Below are 21615 nucleotides of genomic sequence, written 5' to 3' on the forward strand. Positions count from 1 at the left end.
TTATTTTATGAAATCACTTTCAATTGTTAGAACCCTTCAACTGAGGTAGAAGCTAACTTGGTTGCTAATGTAAAAAGCAAGGTAGCAACATAATTCAACATTTCACTGTATTTAAGCTATCTTTAAGTAAAACAAAAAACACTACAGGGCTCACCAAGCCTTGCAGTGTCTATATTTCTAGATGGTGGGGTTAGGCGGACTCGAACCGCAGACCTCTTCGATGTCAACGAAGCGCTCTAACCAACTGAGCTATAACCCCTTTATATTGCACATGTGCTGTATAAAAATTCGATTCAGTAGAGCACTCTTTACATTATAGAGTATTCAAACTTGCTTTGCAAGTAGTTTTTATGTAGTTTTATTATGATCACAGCACTTACTCAAAAATCACTCTCATATTCTCGGATGATCTCTTGAAGGCGAATTAAATTATCAATAAGAGCTTCATTTGCATCTTCTCTTAATTCCTGAAGTAGTGCAATAATAGCTTCATAACTTGATTCGAGAGGCAGATCTCGTGTTTTTTTGATATCAATATCAATCTCTTCTAAGATCATAATTTCCATGATTTCTTCCATTTTTTCTTTTCCTAGCCGTTTAACACTTTCCAAGGTACTTTTGAGTAGATCAGCCGTTTCCTCAGTAACTTCTTTAACACTAAGAATGTAATCCTCTTCTGTACGCTCAATGGTATAAAAAAGGTTGCCTCGCTCATTTGATCCTTCAAATATAAATGGATCGCCAAATTTTATAGCCTCTACTATACGCTCTTCAACTTCTAAATAAATATCATCAAGACCCGTATGGCTCGTTTTTTCATCTCCAAAAGTCAAAGAGTATTTTTTTCTTCCTTGTCCCACAATCGAATTTATTTTGTCATTTTCAAAATCGCTCACTTGCATTCCTCCGTTACTGTCATTATTGTTCGAAATAACTAATGATAGTTCGACTGCAAGCTATATTATTCCTCTTTCTTTAATTGTTAAATAAGAAAAATCTTCTAAACTTTTAAAAATGTCTTTTAGTTTGGTGTGCAATCAGTAAAATCATAACGCTTTTATTTACTAATAATTTAGCTTAATAGTAACTTTCCTCCTATTGCCAATAATACTAGACCTAATATTTGATTCCATCCGTAGCTGCTTTGCTCTAAACCGAATGCACCAAAATGATCAATCAGTATAGCTGTCAATACCTGCCCTACGATAATTGCTGTTGTTGCATTGGCCGCTCCTACTTCTGGAATGCTGGCAGCTACAAGATAAATAATTCCCACGCCAACTACTCCTCCAAGATAAACATACCAAGGTGCCTCGGCAAATGCGGATAAATCGCCCTTACCCATTTTCATTCCGAATAATAGCAATAGGATCAGAATTGTACCTGTAATATGCACAACAAAAGTGGTCTCAAGAAGACCAATAACTTTACTCAATCCTGCATTTAAAGCTCCCTGTACTGCCATGAGCACACCAGAAACGAAAGCCAATAACAATGCTAATGTATTCCCTGATATATCCAATCTATACACTCCTCAAACTAAATCTATTTTTTCTGTCTTAGAGTAGTATCTTATTTGACTCATCTTTATATACCAGCCAATAAATCAAAAACGAAAAAACACTTAATTCAAAAAAAATACAGGCTTTACGCCTGTTAATCTAAAATGTATACAATTACTTTTTTTCTGCCAAATTGCATTGCCTCTCCATGGCTATCAAAGGCTAGATCAATCTTATTCCCCTTTATAGCACCGCCGATATCATCTGCGATTGCATGACCATAGCCAGGAATGAATAACCTCGTTCCAAGAGGAATTACATTAGGATCAACAGCTACAATTCCCTTACGTACTAAATTACCACCATATGTATGATTGGAGTTTCCATCATCATAAGCACTATATGCAGATGCACTCATATTTAAGGACCTGCTATACCTGCTCGGATTACCGTCAGCGCTGCCAGGACGCCCTAAACACAGTAAAGTCTCTCTACCAACAACTCCATCAGCCAGTAAGCCGTTGCTAATTTGAAAATCTTTAATTGCCTTTAATGTTGCCTTCCCAAAAACACCATCAACTTCATCAAAGTAGAAACCTTTTTCTAAAAGTGATTTTTGAACCATTTGCACATCTTCACCGCGCATGCCAAACTTGATTAGTTTGTCCCCAGGTGCGGCAAAAACGACAGCACTACTTAGCAGCATGCAAAAAGCTAATGCTACTGCTACATAAACCTTTTTCATTTGTTCACCTCTCTTTTTTAACGCTTCGGAGGTTATTGATTACGCACAACGCAATAACAAAAAACTCCTAACGTTCAGCCTCCGGGGTTAGCTGTCGGGATAGGGAAAAGAGAGATCGAAGAACGCGCCCCTCCGTTTTAACGGATTATCCCCTGTTTTTATATTGGTTCCCCCGTACCTATAAGGATTCGGCATTATAGATATAATACTATATTTTATGCAAATAGTCAAAATTAGGTGTTCAAATTCCAAACAAATCTGACATTTGTTTGGTTACAATACCAGTAATCTCCATATTATGTTCTGCTTGATATGCTTCAACGGCTTGTTTCGTAACGGTCCCAAAGATACCATCAGCTCGGCTATTTAAATAACCTAATTCTTTTAGCTTCATTTGTAATACGGCCACATCTGACCCTGTTATTTGGTGTTTAAGAGTACGTTCTACTTTTATTTTACGCCCTTCAATACGCACAGGAGTGCCGATTGGTACCCATTCAAATAATTCTTCTACATCTTTGTTGCGCATGCGGATACAGCCGTGACTAGCAAACTGTCCAATAGACCAAGGTTTGTTTGTTCCATGTATCCCGTATATCCCCCATGGTACATTAAGTCCAATCCAGCGAGTACCAAAACCTGTGCCCCAGTTATAATCTTTCCATACTACATTCCACTCGCCAATAGGTGTAGGCGTCTTATTCTTACCTACAGCAATTCGATATTTCTTATGTAAATTTCCATCACTATACACCTCTAATATCCTTTGGGATATTTTAATAACTACACTTACTGTTCCTGAAGGCGCAGTCATTGCTTGATTCTCAATCGCTGCTAATTCTTTCTCATCCATATATTCAAATCCTACCATTCCAAAGATAAGACTCATTAACAATAGAATAGCAACGCTGTAAAATATCTGTTGGCGCCTGATCTTTACTATTGTCACACCATTCCCTCCCTAATAGAACACTCTCTAAAAATATATGTTTTTAAGGAGGAAAATAGTATAATAGATTTATATACTGTTAAATTTAACAAAATGGAGGCATTTACTTTTAGCGACGATAAAACTATATCACGAAAATGCTTATACCAAAGATTTTACTGCCAACATTACTAAGATAACGTCTCTGCCTAATGATAAACGGGCTGTAACTCTTATACCTTCTATAAAAAACAGCTCTAGCTTGTGTAACCTTCGCAGGTCACAAACTAGAGCTGTTTTTTTATTAATTTAGCACATATACTTTTACTTTTTGAATACCATAATCAAGAGCATCTTGACGATCATTGAAGACTAAATCGATACGATTTCCTTTAATGGCACTTCCTTGATCTTCTGCGACAGCTTCACCATAACCTTCAATCCATAATTTCGTTCCCATGGGAATTACCCGTGGATCTACAGCTGCTACTCCTGAGCGCACCTTGCTTCCTACATAAGTCTTAGTATCCCATTTACCATTGTCTAATGTCCCTGGTGCATACGCTGTTGCTGTCATATTTAGAACCTTTTTATAATCCTGCGGAGCCGCTGTTAACGAATCGCTTTCACTAACAGCTTTAGGAGCTATAATCTGATTATTAAAGAATGTAGCAATCGCTGTTAATTCTTTTTCATAAGGAGCTACTTTGCTTATAATCCGTTGCCCCATTTGCTCACGCAATGCATTTTGAACCGTTTGATTTACGTTAACTTGTTCTAATAGATTACTGCCAGTGTTGATTTGGTTAGACTGATTTACAGCAGTTTTCGCCAACGTCTCAATTACCTGTTGCTTATTGCCTTGTTCCCATTGATTTTTCAATACTAATAATTGTTGTATTCGATCGACATTGGCCTGCTGTGCTGCGATTTGCGCCAATTGGTCATTTAATGATGCGGCATGGGCAGGCACTATGGGAGAAAAAAACTGAACTACCACAACTGCTGCAATACTCGCAATTATTTTTTTCATTTGTAATCCCCTTTCGAAAATGCATACATGGGTAAATCCTATCTATATGTCATTTTACCATACAGTTTACATAATTAGTAACGGTAATTACTACCTAATAAAAAAGAAGCGGCATATAAACCGCTTCTTTTCTAACTTTATTCTACTTTTAATACCTTTACTTTGCTAGTTGAAATAAGGTTTCGGTCAGCACATCAATTCCGGACATGATTTCATCGATTGCAGTATGCTCTTCGCCATTGTGGCTAACGCCATTTTGCGACGGAACAAAAATCATTCCAGCAGGTGCCAGGTGCGATAGATTCATCGCATCATGCCCAGCTCGACTATGTATAACTTGATGAGGCACCTTCTTTTCCAAACATACTTTCTTAATAAGACTTATAATATCTTTATTCATGTTTACTGGCTTTTCTGCAGACAGCAACATAATAGAAACCCCTATTTCCTGCCCTTCTGCGATGGTACTAATGGCATCCTTAATATCCTGCAAACATTCAATAATACTTTCATGATTGACACCACGAATATCTACCCACATTTCTACCACGCCAGGAATCACATTAATAGACCCAGGGTGTACGTTGAGCATCCCTACGGTAGCTACTGTACCGTATTTTGATTGTTCTGCGCCAATTTCGTGTATTGCCAGTACAATCATAGACGCGCTGACTAATGCATCTCGTCTTTCTTCCATAGGGGTAGAACCGGAATGAGCAGCCAACCCTTCTACTCTAATTTTAAGTCGTGTTGGAGCAGCAATTGCTTCCACAATACCAATCGTTTTTTGTTCCTTTTCTAAAACTCGTCCTTGCTCAATATGAAGTTCAACAAAGGCTTTTATTTCCTCCGCCTGCCTTGAAGCCTCGCCAATACGCTCTATATCGAGATGGTTTTGCGCTATTGCCTCTGCAAAGCTTAATCCCGATTGATCTTTGGCTTTGCTCCATTCAGAAACATTTGCTAAACCAACCATAGCTTTGCTGCCTACTGTAGCAAAGCCAAAACGACTTGATTCTTCACAAGCAAATATAACTAATTCTAGAGGATGGGTTAGTCCCCCTTTATCTTTTAAACGACTGATAGCTACTAAACCACCAATCACACCAGTTACGCCGTCGTATTTTCCACCCTCTGGTACGGTATCTAAATGTGATCCTGTAATCACAGCCGGCAGTGAATCATCCCTACCTTCTAGTCGTCCAATTATATTCCCAATCTGATCCATTCTGATCTTAAGACCAACCTGCTCCATCAAACTGATTACATACTTCTGTGCCTCTACAGCGGTTTCCGTAAAGGCTAAGCGCGTTATGCCCCGTGGCCCTTTACCAAAATGGGCAATCTTCTCTATTTCATTCATTACCCATTCTTTATTTCTGTCCATTAGCATCGCCCCTTTTTGAAGTCTCTCAGCTTTTTGTTCATAATAAACAAGTATTAGACTCTTTCTAAATTAGCTATATCGAAGGTATTTTCCTGCTTAATAAAGATATTTTCCATGGGTAAATGTCTACTTCGCCTTTGAAATGAAGTGCTTGAGCGCACCTCACTTAATTATATAAGAGAGAAATGATAACAGCCAACAAGCTTGCAGCCCCCAATATACCACCAATTGTAAGGGCGGTTTTATTTAGTTTCCTCATATCCTGCCGATGATGAGCACGCTTTCCCATTCCTTTAGCCATCACTTAACCCCCTTATATAATTTTATTTCTGACTTACATCTTGAATTTAAATTTTTTTTGACAATGCTTACAAGTGATCTCTTCACTATTTACGGCTTTACACATTGGCAATTCAATCATCAATCCACAATAGGGGCATATAATCTGTACCTCATTTTGCACCTTGCACTCTCGCTTTTTGTACATACTAAGCCCTCCTTCATATTTTATTACATAATATGAAGAAACATGCAAAATTGTTAAATCCTAAGCGTATGATAAATATAATTCCCTATATTCAGACTATTTCCTGCTAAAATAAAAATCGCGGACTATAATCCGCGATTTTATTTTCGTATTGCTATTAAGCTAATGAATCTAATATCTTGCGTAATTTAACAACATGAGTTTGCTCTTCAGCTTTTAATGTTGTAAAGATTTTTCTAGCATCCTCAAATTTGGATTTGCTCGCTAATTCATCATAAAATAAAATAGAATCTTTTTCTGCCTGAATAGCCATTTGCAAAATCTCTGGAATCGTGGTAACTTCTGCAATTTTAACTTCAGCATTTTCAGAGGTTGGAAAGATATGTCCATCTGCTAGTACAGTCAGGTACCGGGAAGTTTCTGCATCAAATAAATATTCATCAGAAGCCGCCTCTTTATTCTCGTTTACCTTAGCAAAAATTTTTGTAAATGTTTCAAAATGAATAATTTCTTCGTTTTTCAATAGACAGAATAAATCCTTATGAGCATCTTCTGTTGCCCTTTCAAACGCTTGTTGGTAGAAATCACGCCCTCTTTCTTCTATTGCCATCGCAATTCGTAATCCTTCTAGATCACTAAATAATTTTACGTCCATTTCGTTACCCCCCTAAATAAAAATACAGCTTATCCTAAGTTCATTATTTCCACAATATAAAAAAAATTCCTGCAAAACTACAAGAAATACCAGCTTCTTCTCGTATGACAATTATAAAAATTTAAAAGTTATTTAATAATAATTATCGTTTACATTTTACCTGACACATGTTACCATATAATTATAACTTACATTTACAAGGAGGCATCCCAAATGACTAAACGTAATGATGTTGTAAAATTTGGTGGTAATCCAGTCACACTAATAGGAACAGAAATTAAAATTGGTGATAAAGCTCCGGATTTTACGGTGCTAAATCCTGATTTATCCTCTCTATCACTTAAGGATACAAAAGGTCAGGTCCGAGTTATTAGTGTTGTACCTTCCATTGATACATCCGTTTGCGATATACAAACTCGCTGGTTCAATGAAGAGGCTGCGAAAATTGATGGCTTAACAGTGTTATCCATCAGCGTCGACTTACCTTTTGCCTTAAAGAAATATTGCGCAGCTCAAGGTATTGCTACCATTAAAACTCTGTCTGACCATAGGGAGCTTGATTTTGGACTAAAATATGGATTTGTTATTGAAGAATTACGCCTTTTATCTCGTGGAACTGTTGTGATTGATAAAGATGACATTATACGCCACGTAGAATATGTTGCTAATATTGGTGACCAGCCCGATTATGATAAAGTAATGGCTGTTGTAAAACAATACTTATAATATCCAAACTCATCAAAAAATTCCCTTATCTAAAAGATAAGGGAATTTTTGATATAAAGAAAGACATTACACGATTAGATGATATTGCGTTTGTATTTTGCATATGCAATTTTCAGCTCTTCTACTTTACCATACATTTCAATCTGAAGAGCCGATACAGTATCATAATCACCTGCTGCTACAGCATCATTTACTCGCGTAAAAATGGATTTTTGTGCAACAGTATCTTTAGCCAATTCCACGCGCAAAGAATTTACCTTATCCCATAAATATAGATCATAGTCTACAGCACTGTCAGCATCATGCAATGACTTAGCTGCCTTTACGATAGCAAGGTTTTCAGGAATAATTCTCTTCAATAATTCCGTTGACCAGCGAATTAATGCACCTGCTACGAAAGCATCCAAAATTTCTTGACGAAGAATATTTCCAGCTTTAATAACTTCTGTTTTCGCAGGAAACTTCTTTAAGTTCTCCATATTTTCCCAAACAGTTGCTGGAGGTTTACCAAATAAGCGATTCCGCTCATCTTCTTCATAATCTTCAAATACATCATGCTCACTGCGATAAGCGCGATCTGTTTCAAGATAAAAACCAGAAGTTCCTGCTTCTTTCGATAATTCAGCTAATATTTCTTTTGTATTCTTGCCAGATGAAACAATAGCCTTAACACCATCAAGCATACTCAAATAGATTGCTGATAACGCAACATACGTATTCGTATATGGATTAGCTGCACGAACTTCAAAACGAGTCGCTAATGGATTGTTAACATCCCGCACAAGTCCAGCAAGAATTGTCCGATTACGGGATGGTATCTCCGGAGTATGTCCAAGAGAAGTTACAATGCAAACCGGTGCTTCAAAACCTGGTTTTAAACGATTCAAGGCATCATTAGTAGCAGTAATAAACGGGTTAATTGCTTCATAATTTTTTAATAATCCCATAAGAGAGCCATAACCAACAGCACTCATAAAGTCTTCTTTCATATTGGTAGGAGCAAAAAGATTAACGAGTTTTCCTGATTTCATTTTCGCAGCAAAACCTACATGCGTATGTTCACCATTACCAGCAACACCAATAATTGGTTTTGCTTTAAAAGTAACCTCAAGACCATTGGCTCTAAATACTTCTTTTACTACAATACGAGCTTGCAGCTCATTGTCCGCAGCTTGCAGGGCATCAGCAAAACGCCAGTCAATTTCCAACTGCTCGCAAACATGAGTCAAATTACCAGCTTCATCAATGGTGGCTTTAATACCACCAACTTCTTTATGACCCATTTCGGTTTTTAAACCGTAGTTGTCTAACATTACAATGGTTTGCTCTAACGCTGTACGCACTGAACCACGGGTACGCTGCCAATATTGTTCTTGCATGGTTTGGGATGCGGAGAGTTCAGCAACCTCAGCTTTATCAACAGGGGTCTTTACCCAGAACTCAAGTTCAGTACCGGAAGTAAAAATAATATCCTCAATTTCTTCACCATTGATATGCTCAAGACCAGCTACTTTAGGATATTTTTTGAATAAACTAATCAGCTCGCTTTTTATGTAACTGAGACTATCAGCCAAAATCGCACGAGAATCAACACGTAAACCATTGTGAACAAGGAACGCCGGAATACGAAGGGTACCAACTGGCTTCCCCTTTGCTTCATCAATGTAATTATAATTATAATCAACAAACCAATTTACACTGGAATCAGCAGGCATATCTACTTTAGCATTATTCAACGTAGCAATTCCTGTAAGTACTACTGATGAACCATCTGTTTGCACTGCACTGCCTTGGAAGAAATCATCCATATCTTTAAGGAATAATTCCATAGGAATCTTTTCATCAGTATCGTTACCTGCAAGATCAATACCTACTAAGGAAACAAATTTAATTTCGGAATGTTCTTTTAATAATTCAATCAACTCATTCTTACCATATTTCCCAGCTGGAATTACATAAAGCAATTCATTTACCATTTCAATCACCTCTTAAATATTATAAATATAATTGTACTTTGTTATACCCATGATAGTTTCTAAAGTAATTATATCCTCCTTATTGAAAACTTTTCTTTATTTAATCTATTATACTATTAATAGTAAAAATTACAAAGATTATACTGATGATTTTTTTATATAAGATTTACATTAACAAGCAAACGCCCAGATCCTGAACGCCACAAAAAAAAGCCTGGCAGTGTAAGCCAGGCTTTTAATTTATTAGATTATATATTGAATAACAGATCACCGTAAGTTGGCATTGGCCATACATCTTTATCTACCAGAGTTTCAAGTGTATCAACAACTTCGCGTAGTACTGCCATTTTTTCAAATACATCAAATCGGAATAATGAAGCTTGATCATAAGTGTCTCCATGAGCATTAGTAGCCTTCTCTACAGTTTCTTCAAGAACAGCAATATTTTTCTTTAATGATGCTGTCAACGAAGATACTTCTGTTAGCAATTCAGTTTGAGCTGTTAAATCCGCTGCTACACCTGTAGCTTTAATTGTATTTATTGAAACCGCAAGGTTTGTGGCGAACTTGATAACAGAAGGAAGTATTTGTCTCTTAGCCATTTCTATCATTGTTAAAGCTTCAACGTTAATCGTTTTGATATAATTTTCAAGAGCGATTTCATAACGGGACTCCATTTCTACCTTACTCAATACAGCATGTTTTTCCATGACTGCTATGTTCTTTTCAGAAATAAGAGCCTTAATGGATTCTACTGTAGTTCTTAAGTTTAAAAGTCCTCTCTTTTCAGCTTCAACAACCCATTCATCTGAATATCCATTGCCGTTAAATACCACTCTTTTATGATTGGTAACATATTCAGTAATAATTGTTTTTACTTCGGCCTTTGCATCTGTAGCATTTTCTAATCGATCCGCAACTTCATTTAGCACTTCCGCCACAATCGTATTTAAGGTTATATTGGGTTCAGCGATGGAAGCTGAAGATGGACACATTCTAAATTCAAACTTATTGCCAGTAAACGCAAACGGAGAAGTTCTGTTTCTGTCTGTTGCATCTTTCGGTAACGGCGGCAGCGTAGTAACACCAATTTCCATATTACCACCATTTTTAGAGCTTGTGGCACCACCATTTTCAATCTGTTCTAGAATATCTTGTAATTGCTCTCCTAAGAATATTGATATGATAGCTGGAGGAGCTTCATTCGCACCTAGTCTATGATCATTTCCTGGATTTGCAGCTGATACTCTTAATAAATCCGCATATACATCAACAGCCTTTATAACAGAGCATAAGAATACAAGAAATTGCTGATTATCATGAGGAGTACGACCTGGCTCCAATAAATTCACTCCATCATCGGTTCCCATAGACCAGTTATTATGTTTACCAGAACCATTAATGCCAGCAAATGGCTTTTCATGCAATAAACATACAAGATCATGTCGTAAAGCAACCTTCTTCATTATATCCATAGTAAGCTGATTGTGATCTGTTGCTATATTTGTAGTAGTAAATATTGGAGCTAGTTCATGTTGCGCAGGAGCAACTTCGTTATGTTTAGACTTGGCTGCAATTCCAAGTTTCCAAAGCTCTTCATCTAATTCCTTCATATAGGCAGATATCTTTTCTTTAATTGAACCGAAATAATGATCCTCTAATTCTTGTCCCTTTGGAGGTTTCGCACCAAAAAGTGTTCTTCCTGTAAATATTAAGTCTTTTCTTTGTTCATATGTTTTCTTATCAATAATAAAGTATTCTTGCTCTGGTCCAACAGTTGTAATAACTCTATTCGTTGTTGTATTTCCAAGAGCTCTTAATACACGTAATGCTTGCTTACCTAACGCTTCCATTGAACGCAATAACGGAGTCTTTTTATCTAAAGCCTCTCCAGTATAAGAGCAAAAGGCTGTTGGTATACATAATGAATCGTCTTTTACAAATGCAGGTGATGTACAATCCCATGCAGTATATCCTCTGGCTTCAAAAGTAGCTCTAAGACCACCGGATGGGAATGAAGAAGCATCTGGTTCTCCCTTAATTAATTCTTTGCCCGAAAACTCCATGATCGCTTTACCATCAGAAGTTGGCGATATAAACGCATCATGTTTTTCAGCAGTAATACCTGTCATTGGTTGGAACCAATGAGTGAAATGGGTTGCACCTTTTTCAAGAGCCCAGTCTTTCATCGCATTAGCTACTACATCTGCCACTACTGGATCTAAAGGAAGTCCCTCTTCAATTGTCTTCCTTAAAGCTTTATATGTGGCTTTAGGAAGACACTCCTTCATAACTGCATCATTAAATACGTTTGAACCGAAAATTTGACCTAAGTTGCTCATCTACAAAAACCCCTCTCAATTTTTCATATCGCATTACTGTTTATTCTAAATAAAACTTGCTAAAAAAGATGACAGATTGGATATTTTTTTTAATGCAGCAACACAATTGCTACAAAAAAAACAGACCCCTCCACTTGTTCAGTGGTAGGAGTCATCATTGACTCATAATTTTCATTTATATTAATATTATAGCACAAAAATGTTTTTTGTCTAGCTATAATATCGTCATCTTTAAAAAATACGAATATTGTCTTCAGAAAAAATTAATTGGGCACCTGTTGCAGCAACTACTTCCTCTAATGTAGTGCCTTCGGCAATTTCAATTAAATGTAATCCATCTTTCTGAACGGCAATAACCGCCATATCAGTAATAATTAAATCAACTTCAGCCTGAGCTGTGAGAGGTAAAGAACACTGCTTTACAATTTTGGCAGTTCCATCTTTATTATTATGTTCCATGGCAATGATGATTTTTTTGGCACCTACAACTAAGTCCATGGCTCCACCCATGCCTGAAATTCTTTTTCCCGGAACCATCCAATTGGCTAAATTACCTTGTTCATCTACTTCTAAAGCCCCTAGTACGGTGGTATCAACATGACCGCCTCGAATAATAGCAAATGACATGGCACTATCAAAACAACATCCATTCTCTTGAATCGTCACTGGTTTTCCTCCAGCATTCACGAGATCCTTATCTGCCAATTCCGATTGTGGCTCCGGTCCAATTCCCAAGAATCCGTTTTCAGAGTGTAAAACAATAGAAACTCCGTGAGATAGATAATTTGCTACTAGAGTAGGCATGCCAATACCCAAATTAACGACATCGCCATCATGCAATTCTTCAGCCACCCGTTTAGCGATACGAACGCGTTTATCCATTTGAGCCATAAAGCTACCTCCCTTTGACCAAAAGATCGACAAAAATTCCTGGAGTTATCACGTTATCAGGTTCAATTGCTCCTGCCGCTACGACTTCTTCCACTTCAACAATGACATTCTTAGCAGCCATAGCCATTAAGGGATTGAAATTTCTAGCCGAAAAACGGTAAATCAAATTTCCATGACAATCAGCTTTATATGCTTTTAATAGGGCAAAATCTGCTTTTAAAGGCTCTTCCAGCAAATAGGTTTTATCTGCTACCACGATTTTGGATTTTCCTTCTTCTACTACTGTCCCAACCCCTGTAGGAGTCAATACTCCCCCTAGACCGGAACCGCCAGCACGAATTTGTTCCGCAAGAGTTCCTTGAGGAGTTAAGACAATTTTCAACGCCCCCTCTTCCATACATCTGCCACTCTCAGGATGCCCACCAATATACGATGTATATAATGTAGACATTTGCTTACTATCTTGCAGTTTACCTACACCGACTCCTGGATAAGCACTATCATTTGTTATGACCGTTAAATTTTTCGTGCCTTTCTCTACCAACGCCTGCACTAACCCATCAGGCGTTCCAACACCTAAAAACCCACCAATCATAATACACATTCCTTCAGAAATATCCTTCACAGCTTCGTTTGCAGTACAAATCTTTACCATAGATCACCTTCCACCTCCAATAAGCCATCCATCATTTCATAATCAATAACGCAGAATTCGCCTCTTTTGCATCGTTCTTTCTTCCTACTGATGAAATCGATGATAATGCTTTATCACCGCTTAACATTCCTGCTAAGCCTACTGTTGTATCATGATGATAACCGCCGCACACTTCACAAGGTGCTTCCGGATCTACATAATGCTTAGGCTCTGTATAGGTTGTAAACACGCCTTCATAATTTCGCAATACGGTTTTACTAGCATTTTGAGAAACTAAATATTGAGGCATAACCGGGATCTTGCCACCACCTCCTGGCGCATCAACAACGTAAGTAGGAACGGCTAATCCTGAAGTATGCCCTCTTAAATATTCAATCGCCTGAATTCCCGAACTAATGGGTGTTCTAAAATGCTGTATGCCTTGTGACATATCACATTGATAAATATAATAAGGTTTTACTCTTATCTTTAATAATTGCTGCATCAGTTTTTTTATTAATTCTGGGCAATCGTTAACCCCCTTTAAGAGAACCGCTTGATTGCCAAGAGGTATTCCAGCATCAGCTAAAGAAGCACAAGCCATACTGGCAGCCTCTGTTATTTCTTTAGGATGATTAAAATGGACATTCACATAAATTGGATGGTATTTTTTTAGAATTGTGCATAAGGCAGGAGTAATTCTTTGCGGCAAAACTACAGGTGTACGAGTGCCAAAACGGATAATTTCTACGTGCTTTATTTGCCGTAATTCTTTCAGAATGTATTCAATTAGTTCATCGCTAATTAGAAAAGCATCACCGCCAGATAAAATAACATCTCTGACTACTGGCGTTTCTCTTATATATTGAATACAGTTGTCAATTTGTTGTTTCGTACGTGCTTGATCACAAACTCCGGCAATCCGCCTTCTGGTGCAATGACGGCAATACATAGAACATTGATCCGTGACTAAAAACAGTACTCGGTCAGGATATCGATGAGTAAGTCCTGTAACAGGTGAATCCTGATCTTCGTGCAAAGGGTCAGCCATATCAAATTGCCCAAACTGTAGTTCCGTTGCTGTTGGAATTGCTTGTTTACGCACAGGACAATTCAAATTTTCAACATCAATTAGCGTTGCATAATAGGGGGTGATCGCCATTCTTAGACTTTGCAGGCAACTTAAAATTCCTTCTTCTTCTTTTTGAACTAATGGAATAACCTGCTTTAGCATGGAGAGTGAAGTAATGCGATTCGCTACTTGCCATCGCCAATCTTGCCATTCTTCTTCTGTTACATTGGTCCACAAAGGAATATCATGATAATCACGCATTTTATAAACTCCCTTCGCCAATTGACTCCATTCTTTTTCTATAAACTCACTCTTAATGGAATCAGATCTGTATCAAACTAGATTCTTGCTCAAGTCTACTTTTTCCAAAGCGATTACTTTCGTTTTTTTAGAAAACTTATACCCTAGATACGTTGCTAAGAAAATAGGAATACCCACATAGGACACGGCTAGTCCATACCAGTCTACTTCTCCGCCTAAAAAGGCATTATAATTTTGTCCAATGATTACGATGCCGCAAAGTACCATCGCAAATAGAGGTCCAAAGGGGAACCATTTTGCTTTATATTTAAGTTGAGATAAATCAAGTCCTTGCCGGATAAATGCTTGACGGAAACGATAGTGGCTAATGGCAATACCTAGCCAAGCAATGAAACCAATCATTCCTGTAATGTTAAGCAGCCATGTATAAGCAGTACCTTCCCCAACTAACGAGGAAAGAAAGGCTAAAAATCCAATAGCAGAAGTAGCATAAAGAGAATTAGTTGGAACACCGCGTTTATTGACTTTGCCAAAAATCCGAGGAGCTTTGCCTTCTTTTGCCATAGCATACAGCATACGAGTTGAGGCATATAATCCTGAATTCGCACAAGATAGCACGGATGTGAGTATGATTGCATTCATTAGGGATGCTGCTGCCGCAAATCCAGCACGGCTGAATACTAGAGTAAAGGGACTGACAGCAACATTTTCCACATCACCTTTTAATAAATTTTCATCCGTATAGGGTAGGATAAAACCAATAATAATTAAAGCACCAATATAAAATAGGAGAATGCGCCAGAATACCGTATTAATTGCTTTTGGTACATCTCTTTCAGGATTTTCACTTTCGCCAGCAGCAATGCCAACCAGTTCAGTGCCTTGGAAAGAAAAACCAGCAATCATGAAGATCGCCAATATTGCGCTAAATCCACCAACAAAAGGTGCTTCTTGGATTTGCCAATTAGAGAACCCTGGCGAAGCCCCTCCACCAATCCCTAAAATCATCAATGTGCCTACCACTAAAAAGATGATAACGGTTATTACCTTAGCACCTGCAAACCAATATTCACTTTCACCATATGCTCTTGTTGATAAGTAATTAAGAGCAAATAAAATTACCAAAAAGAGTCCACTCCAGTAATATCCAGGAATATCAGGGAGCCAAAATTTCATTATGATGGCACCTGCTACTAATTCTACTGCAATACAGGTTGCCCAGTTTAACCAATAGTTCCAACCGATTGCAAAACCTAAAGCCGGATCAACAAACCTTGCTGCATAGGTTCCGAAAGATCCTGGAACGGGTAAGTAGGTTGCCATTTCTCCTAAACTAGTCATTAGAAAATAAACCATAATCCCAATGACGCCATAAGCTACCAGCGCGCCACCCGGACCTGCAGTACTGACTGATGCACCACTTGCCAAGAATAACCCCGTGCCGATAGCACCACCAAGTGCTATCATATTCATGTGACGGGCTTTTAAACTTCGCTTTAATTCCTCTTTGCCTCCAACACCTGTCTCCTCCCTAAGGCTTTGGATTTTCCCTGTTTCCAGGTCGGCATTCATGAAATTCACTCCTTTTTTAATGAATATTTGGAATTTTTAATTAATTATTTGACCGTGGTGCCAGTCAGACAGAACTTTAATTTTTATTATAAGAATTGCAATAACCATGCCAACAGCAGCAGTATCAACAATATTCGCTTATCTATTATGGATGAATACCAAGTTTTTTCTTAATATGACTAATCTTCGGCACTAGAATGACAACGATGAGCGATACTATTACACTTTACAACCTATTTTATATTTGCTGAAATTTCGGCAAACCGCCGAAAAATGAGCAGAAGCCACAAAAATTCAGCAGTATTGTAACTACTAAATTTTTATGTCTTCTGCTATCTTTTATTTAATGAAAGCTTTATATTAATTTAATTAGCTTCACTGGGCTAATCCTAAAATTCTTCTGGCTTGTTCGGGAGTAGCAACTGACCGACCTATTTCTTTTGCAATCCTTGCTATACGCTCCACTAGTTGAAAGTTACCATCAGATAATACACCTTTTGTATAATACACATTATCTTCAAAGCCAACCCGCACATGTCCGCCCATAACAATCGCCATCGTCCCAAGAGACAACTCACTACGTCCAATCCCCGCGACTGTCCAGGTAGACCCTGCAGGTATGGACTCTATTAGATGCAGCAAATGTTTTGCTTCCCCTGGTATTCCTCCAGGAACACCCATTACAAAATCAAAATGAAGAGGCAACTGCAAGATTTTCTTTTGCACTAAACGCAGCGCATTATAAATCATCCCCACTTCGAATACTTCAATTTCAGGTTTTACTCCCTGGGCCACCATTGCTTTTGCAAACAGTTCAACCATAGGCATCGGGTTAGAAAATATTTCTTCACCAAAATTAACTGTACCTGTGGTCAATGTTGCCATCTCAGGCTTTAATTCTATAGGCTGCAATCGTTCGTCGGCTGTCATCCAAGATGCTCCGCCTGTGGAGGTTTGAATAATTACGTCACTCTTTTCTTTGATCAGTGCAATGGTTTCTTGAAAGATGTCCTTCGCTTGGGTAGCCTTTCCATCCTCATCTCTAACATGCAGATGAATGATGGAAGCTCCCTTTTCAGCACACCGTATCGCCTCATTGGCAATTTCTCTAGGGGTAAGGGGCAGATTGGGATTGTCTTGGCGAGTTGCTTCTGCTCCTACGGGGGCAACGGTAATAATAAGCGGCTCCAAATTATCCCCCCCTTTGCTTTTCTTTAGGAACCACACAAGTTCCGCTAGCGATACAAACTACAACGGGATCGGCTAATACAGAGGCTGCTGACTCATATTGAGCAGCCTGATCTAATGAAATAACTTTTGTGGCGATAAATTCCATTCGTCGTGATGTATTACCAATCTTTATAATCTTGCCCCGCGCCTCGATAAAATCTCCTGCATAAACAGGGGCTGTAAATTCCACATTGTCATATGCAACAAATAGTCCTTCATCACCATCGCTGCGAATTAATAATTCAGTTGCTACATCACCAAATAAATCTAACATTCGGGACCCATTTACTAATCCTCCTGCATAATGAGTGTCATGCTCGCTCATTCGAACCCGTATTAAAACGTCTTCCATGCTCTCCTCTCCTTATGACTCTTATTAGCTAAAAATCAACCCGTCTCCTTGCTGCTATCCCACACATTCTTGCGTTTTACTTCCTGGACAAGAAACGACGCAACATGCTCTGCATAGGTATTGGAACTAAAGCCAGCGTCATACCCTAACTCTTTTGCTAATTCATGGCTAATTCGCGGTCCCCCCACTACTAAAGTTACTTTATCCCGCAAACCTTCCGCTTCCAGCATATCTACGAGTCTTGTCAAATTTGTAATATGAATATTTTTTTGCGTTACAACCTGAGATATTAAAATAGCATCTGCTTGAATTTCATAGACTTTATGAATAACTTCCTCACAAGCCACTTGTGCTCCCATATTTACAGCATTAATTTCATGATAGCTTTCTAAACCTTTATGTCCATTAAAACCTTTTATGTTCATAATGGCATCAATCCCAACAGTGTGAGCATCACTTTCAATACAAGCTCCCACTACATTGAGTTTTCGGTTTAGATGAGTACGAATAAAGTCATCAATTTCTTTTTTGGACAATACCTCTAATGCAACTTCTGGAACCGTAATCCCAACAATATTTACTCCATGACTGCATTTCCCATAAACAATGAAAAAACTAAATGTATCGCTAATCCCTTCAGCATGAGCAACTGCTGCCTCTTCTAGTCCCATACTAGCAGTCAACTGCCTAGCTGCTTCTTTTGCTGCATTTGATAAAGGAATCGGCAGGGTGAAGGACAGCTGCACCATGCCGTCATTTAAGGTATCACCATAAGGTTTAACATGATTTACATCAACCATTGCTGTTTCCTCCTTTTAACATGAGAGGAATAAAAGGATTGAGATAACTGCATTCCTTTACAATGACTCCCTGCAACCCTCTGCCACCTTCAGAAGTTCGCGAGATGTCAGCAAAATAGCCTAATGCCAGTGCTTGCATCAGTCCTATGTCAGCAATATCTTCCAATAAGTTAACTGCCTTTTCCAATACTTCCTGAGCTCTTTGCTGAATAAATCCTCCTTCACGAAAATAAATTTCATCGGCGATTCCTCGCAAATTATTAAAAACATATTTAGCAGACTCAATACTTAAAAATCGGTCATGAATAAGAGGGGTATGAATGGCTTCTGTTAATATACCTAAAAGATGCAAACTCTGCCCTGTCATGATGGAACAAACATTGAACAGAGTATCTTGCACATGTCCTTTAAAAATATTTCCTGTCATATATTTAGTCGGTGGCATATATTTAATGGGGCTCTTTGGGAAAACCTCTCTTACTAATTGTGCTTGTGCCAATTCATACATAAAACCATTAGGGGTTTGCGGATCGATTTCAAAAGCATGCCCAAGACCGAGCTGCTCGGAGGTCATATTACACCGAAAAGCAAACTGTTCATTTATTAATTCAGAGGCTAAAACCGTATGACCACTTTCAATGGCATCTGCTGTAGTTAAGTAATTGTCTTCCCCTGTGTTGATAATAATACCAGCATAACCATTGATTAACCTAGAAAAGTACTGATCTACAAAAGTACGCTTCATATTAATGTCCCGAAAAATAATTCCATACATGGAGTCATTGAGCATCACATCCAAACGTTCTAATGCCCCCATCACTGCAATTTCGGGCATACAAAGCCCTGAGCAATAATTAGTCAAATAAATGTAACGATTGACTTCTTTTCCTACTTCGTCTAAAGCCTGCCGTAAAATCTGAAAATTAGCCTGGGTCGCATACGTACCACCAAAGCCTGTGGTAGTTGGTCCATAGGGAACATAGTCTAGTAAACTTTGCCCTGTAGTGCGAATAACGGCAATGATGTCAGCTCCTTGCCGAGCAGCAGCCTGCGCTTGAATCGCATCCTCATGCACATTACCAGTAGCCACAATAACATATAACATAGGTTCCTGTCCCTTGCCTAAACTTGCAATCCATGCTTCTCTTTCTTGACGACGCTCTTTAATTTTCGCTAAGGAACGGATAGCCAATTGCAAGGCTGCATCTTCAATTTCGCCTTCTGGAGTTCTGGGTAATTCTAGTAAATGAATCGTTTTATTTACTATACACTCTGCCAACTGCTGAGATGATAATTTTGTATGAATCATCCCATTCACGAACCAATACATGACTCCTTTACCTAATACACCTGCATTATGCAATTCTTCAACGATTCCATTTACTAATGGTACTCCTGCCTGATCAACTCCATCAATCCCTAGTAATCTTAAAACAGATCGTTCTACTGCCACTGTACTGTGAGCATCAATATGCTCTTGTACCTGATCTACAATTTGTTTTGCATATTTTCGACCGCGATCAATAACCTCCTGGCTCAAATTAAGTTTTTTCAATACAATCCCCTCCTAACAAGGAGTCATCTTTTTTATTCCTTCTAAGCAGTCCATATATTTTCAGTTTATACTGTATGGTTTGACGAGGAATACCTAAAGATAATGCTGCTTTTGATATATTTCCTTCACTTCTTTCTAAAGCGTGAAGGAGAGCACTCCTTTCAACAGTCCCCAATATTTCCGGCAGGCTCTTACCGTTCAATTGACAATATATTTCACGACTATGATCATCATCATAGTTGCGCAAATGTTCTGGAATATGTTCGATTTCAATGATATGACCGGATACGATATTCATAGCGTGCTCAATGGCATGCTGCAATTCTCTAACATTTCCTGGCCAAGAGTATTTTAAAAATGCCTGATCTACTTCTTCACTTATTTTTTGCACTGAACGACCAATTTTCGCATTATACACCATAATAAAATGTTCTACCAAGGCAGCAATGTCACTTTTGCGTTCTCGTAAAGAAGGTACTTGTAACGCTACCACATTCAATCGATAATATAAATCAATGCGCAATTCCTTTTTACGTACTGCTTCTTGGGGATCTACATTGGTACAGGCAATGACCCTAGTATCTACCTCTCTTACCTTATTATCACCTAAGCGGCGTAAGGTTCCATCTTGCAGAACTCTAAGCAGTTTACTTTGCAATTCCATCGGCATAGAATTGATTTCATCTAAAAATAGAGTTCCTCTATCAGCGAGCTCAAACAATCCTGGACGATCTTCCGCTCCTGTAAAACTTCCTTTTACCGTTCCAAATAAAATACTTTCTAACAGCGTTGCAGGAAAAGCTGCACAGTTTTGCGCCACGAAGGGTCCGTCCTTGCGAGAAGATGCATTATGGATGGACTGTACTACCAGTTCTTTTCCTGCGCCTGTTTCACCAATTACCAACACAGGAGAAGAAGTCGATGCCACTCTTTGACTGACTACTTTAAGCTTAACCATTAGGTCATGACTGCCAATAATATCGTTAAATGTGTATTTTGCAAAACTAATTTCAGTCTTCTTTGCTTTTTTGAAGTTGGTTGACTTTTTATCTAATAGTACAGCCTGCAGATCCATCACTCGATCTGACATCTCTTTAATTTTCGTTATATCTCGAGACAAATCACAAGCACCCACTAATATCCCCTCTCTATATAGTGGAAAAGTAGAGTAATGAATCGTAATAATTCGCCCTGTCCTGCTTACGATGGTTTGCTGCTGATCCAATACTGGCTTGCCAGTAGCCAATACCTCCATCAAACTGCTTGTTTCAAGGGTCAATGAAGGATATACCTGAAGAACATGCTTTCCCATAACTTCAGTAGCCTGCAATCCTTCCACTTCAGCCGCTGTCTGGTTGTAATAAATTGTTATTCCCTCACAATTGATTACATGTACTGCCTGATCAAGACGATCTAACACTAAATCAAGACAGCTATCGCTGCCGTCTAATTCATTGAGCAATCTAC

General features: G+C 38.3%; 21 protein-coding genes, 1 tRNA gene and 1 riboswitch. Of the genes, 1 reads left to right on the plus strand and 21 read right to left on the minus strand.

Annotated features, from left to right (window positions below):
* Positions 1 to 182: 182 nt before the first annotated feature.
* From JBW_RS13380 to JBW_RS13415, 10 genes are all read right to left on the minus strand, one after another.
* Positions 183 to 259 (minus strand) — tRNA-Val (locus JBW_RS13380).
* 121 nt (positions 260 to 380) lie between these two features.
* On the minus strand, positions 381 to 896 hold the full coding sequence (locus JBW_RS13385) for a hypothetical protein (RefSeq protein ID WP_007955375.1): 516 nt from the start codon (positions 894 to 896) through the stop codon (positions 381 to 383).
* A gap of 176 nt (positions 897 to 1072) precedes the next feature.
* Positions 1073 to 1522 (minus strand): DMT family transporter, encoded by a 450-nt coding sequence (locus JBW_RS13390; RefSeq protein ID WP_007955377.1) that lies wholly within the window; start codon positions 1520 to 1522, stop codon positions 1073 to 1075.
* 134 nt (positions 1523 to 1656) lie between these two features.
* Positions 1657 to 2247, minus strand: a complete 591-nt coding sequence (locus tag JBW_RS13395) for a 3D domain-containing protein (protein WP_007955379.1) — start codon at positions 2245 to 2247, stop codon at positions 1657 to 1659.
* 62 nt (positions 2248 to 2309) lie between these two features.
* Positions 2310 to 2451, minus strand: a riboswitch (cyclic di-AMP (ydaO/yuaA leader).
* 37 nt (positions 2452 to 2488) lie between these two features.
* Complete coding sequence (locus tag JBW_RS13400) at positions 2489 to 3196, minus strand: L,D-transpeptidase family protein (protein WP_007955381.1); 708 nt, start codon at positions 3194 to 3196, stop codon at positions 2489 to 2491.
* Positions 3197 to 3479: 283 nt separating this feature from the next.
* Positions 3480 to 4208, minus strand: a complete 729-nt coding sequence (locus tag JBW_RS13405) for a 3D domain-containing protein (protein ID WP_007955383.1) — start codon at positions 4206 to 4208, stop codon at positions 3480 to 3482.
* Positions 4209 to 4365: 157 nt separating this feature from the next.
* Complete coding sequence (locus tag JBW_RS13410) at positions 4366 to 5595, minus strand: Zn-dependent hydrolase (RefSeq protein ID WP_007955386.1); 1230 nt, start codon at positions 5593 to 5595, stop codon at positions 4366 to 4368.
* A 166-nt stretch (positions 5596 to 5761) separates the two neighbouring features.
* Positions 5762 to 5896 carry a DUF2970 domain-containing protein gene (locus JBW_RS24445; protein WP_007935321.1) on the minus strand — a complete coding sequence of 45 codons (135 nt, stop codon included), beginning with the start codon at positions 5894 to 5896 and terminating at the stop codon, positions 5762 to 5764.
* A gap of 33 nt (positions 5897 to 5929) precedes the next feature.
* A complete protein-coding gene (locus JBW_RS25375) occupies positions 5930 to 6082 on the minus strand; it encodes a hypothetical protein (RefSeq protein WP_007955387.1) in 153 nt (50 codons plus the stop codon).
* A 157-nt stretch (positions 6083 to 6239) separates the two neighbouring features.
* On the minus strand, positions 6240 to 6737 hold the full coding sequence (locus tag JBW_RS13415) for a ferritin family protein (RefSeq protein WP_007955389.1): 498 nt from the start codon (positions 6735 to 6737) through the stop codon (positions 6240 to 6242).
* A 213-nt stretch (positions 6738 to 6950) separates the two neighbouring features.
* On the opposite strand from JBW_RS13415, the gene tpx reads away from it, so the two are divergent.
* Entirely contained in the window at positions 6951 to 7463 is a 513-nt protein-coding gene (gene tpx, locus JBW_RS13420) for a thiol peroxidase (RefSeq protein WP_007955390.1), read from the plus strand.
* 74 nt (positions 7464 to 7537) lie between these two features.
* Here tpx and JBW_RS13425 read toward each other — a convergent pair whose 3' ends face one another.
* The 11 genes from JBW_RS13425 to JBW_RS13475 form a co-directional block, all read right to left on the minus strand.
* On the minus strand, positions 7538 to 9439 hold the full coding sequence (locus tag JBW_RS13425; RefSeq protein ID WP_007955397.1) for a glutamine synthetase: 1902 nt from the start codon (positions 9437 to 9439) through the stop codon (positions 7538 to 7540).
* A 248-nt stretch (positions 9440 to 9687) separates the two neighbouring features.
* Positions 9688 to 11781: a glutamine synthetase III gene (locus JBW_RS13430; RefSeq protein ID WP_007955399.1), complete on the minus strand. Its 2094-nt coding sequence runs from the start codon at positions 11779 to 11781 to the stop codon at positions 9688 to 9690.
* A gap of 231 nt (positions 11782 to 12012) precedes the next feature.
* On the minus strand, positions 12013 to 12672 hold the full coding sequence (locus tag JBW_RS13435) for a 3-oxoacid CoA-transferase subunit B (protein ID WP_007955401.1): 660 nt from the start codon (positions 12670 to 12672) through the stop codon (positions 12013 to 12015).
* Positions 12673 to 12676: 4 nt separating this feature from the next.
* Positions 12677 to 13327, minus strand: a complete 651-nt coding sequence (locus tag JBW_RS13440; RefSeq protein WP_007955403.1) for a CoA transferase subunit A — start codon at positions 13325 to 13327, stop codon at positions 12677 to 12679.
* Positions 13328 to 13358: 31 nt separating this feature from the next.
* The gene (ablA, locus tag JBW_RS13445; RefSeq protein WP_007955410.1) at positions 13359 to 14639 is read right to left on the minus strand and encodes a lysine 2,3-aminomutase; all 1281 of its coding nucleotides are present in this window, start codon (positions 14637 to 14639) and stop codon (positions 13359 to 13361) included.
* Positions 14640 to 14711: 72 nt separating this feature from the next.
* Complete coding sequence (locus tag JBW_RS13450) at positions 14712 to 16211, minus strand: amino acid permease (RefSeq protein ID WP_007955419.1); 1500 nt, start codon at positions 16209 to 16211, stop codon at positions 14712 to 14714.
* A gap of 375 nt (positions 16212 to 16586) precedes the next feature.
* The gene (locus tag JBW_RS13455; RefSeq protein ID WP_007955421.1) at positions 16587 to 17402 is read right to left on the minus strand and encodes a 3-keto-5-aminohexanoate cleavage protein; all 816 of its coding nucleotides are present in this window, start codon (positions 17400 to 17402) and stop codon (positions 16587 to 16589) included.
* A 1-nt stretch (position 17403) separates the two neighbouring features.
* A complete protein-coding gene (locus JBW_RS13460; protein ID WP_007955423.1) occupies positions 17404 to 17793 on the minus strand; it encodes a hotdog fold domain-containing protein in 390 nt (129 codons plus the stop codon).
* 35 nt (positions 17794 to 17828) lie between these two features.
* Positions 17829 to 18593 (minus strand): OAM dimerization domain-containing protein, encoded by a 765-nt coding sequence (locus JBW_RS13465; protein ID WP_007935344.1) that lies wholly within the window; start codon positions 18591 to 18593, stop codon positions 17829 to 17831.
* Entirely contained in the window at positions 18586 to 20148 is a 1563-nt protein-coding gene (locus tag JBW_RS13470) for a lysine 5,6-aminomutase subunit alpha (protein ID WP_007955428.1), read from the minus strand. The genes JBW_RS13465 and JBW_RS13470 overlap by 8 nt, the downstream gene beginning before the upstream one ends.
* Positions 20135 to 21610, minus strand: coding sequence for a sigma-54 interaction domain-containing protein (locus JBW_RS13475; RefSeq protein ID WP_007935346.1), 1476 nt, complete (start codon positions 21608 to 21610; stop codon positions 20135 to 20137). The genes JBW_RS13470 and JBW_RS13475 overlap by 14 nt, the downstream gene beginning before the upstream one ends.
* Positions 21611 to 21615 lie beyond the last annotated feature (5 nt).

The organism is Pelosinus fermentans JBW45 (assembly GCF_000271665.2).
Lineage (GTDB): Bacteria > Bacillota > Negativicutes > DSM-13327 > DSM-13327 > Pelosinus > Pelosinus baikalensis.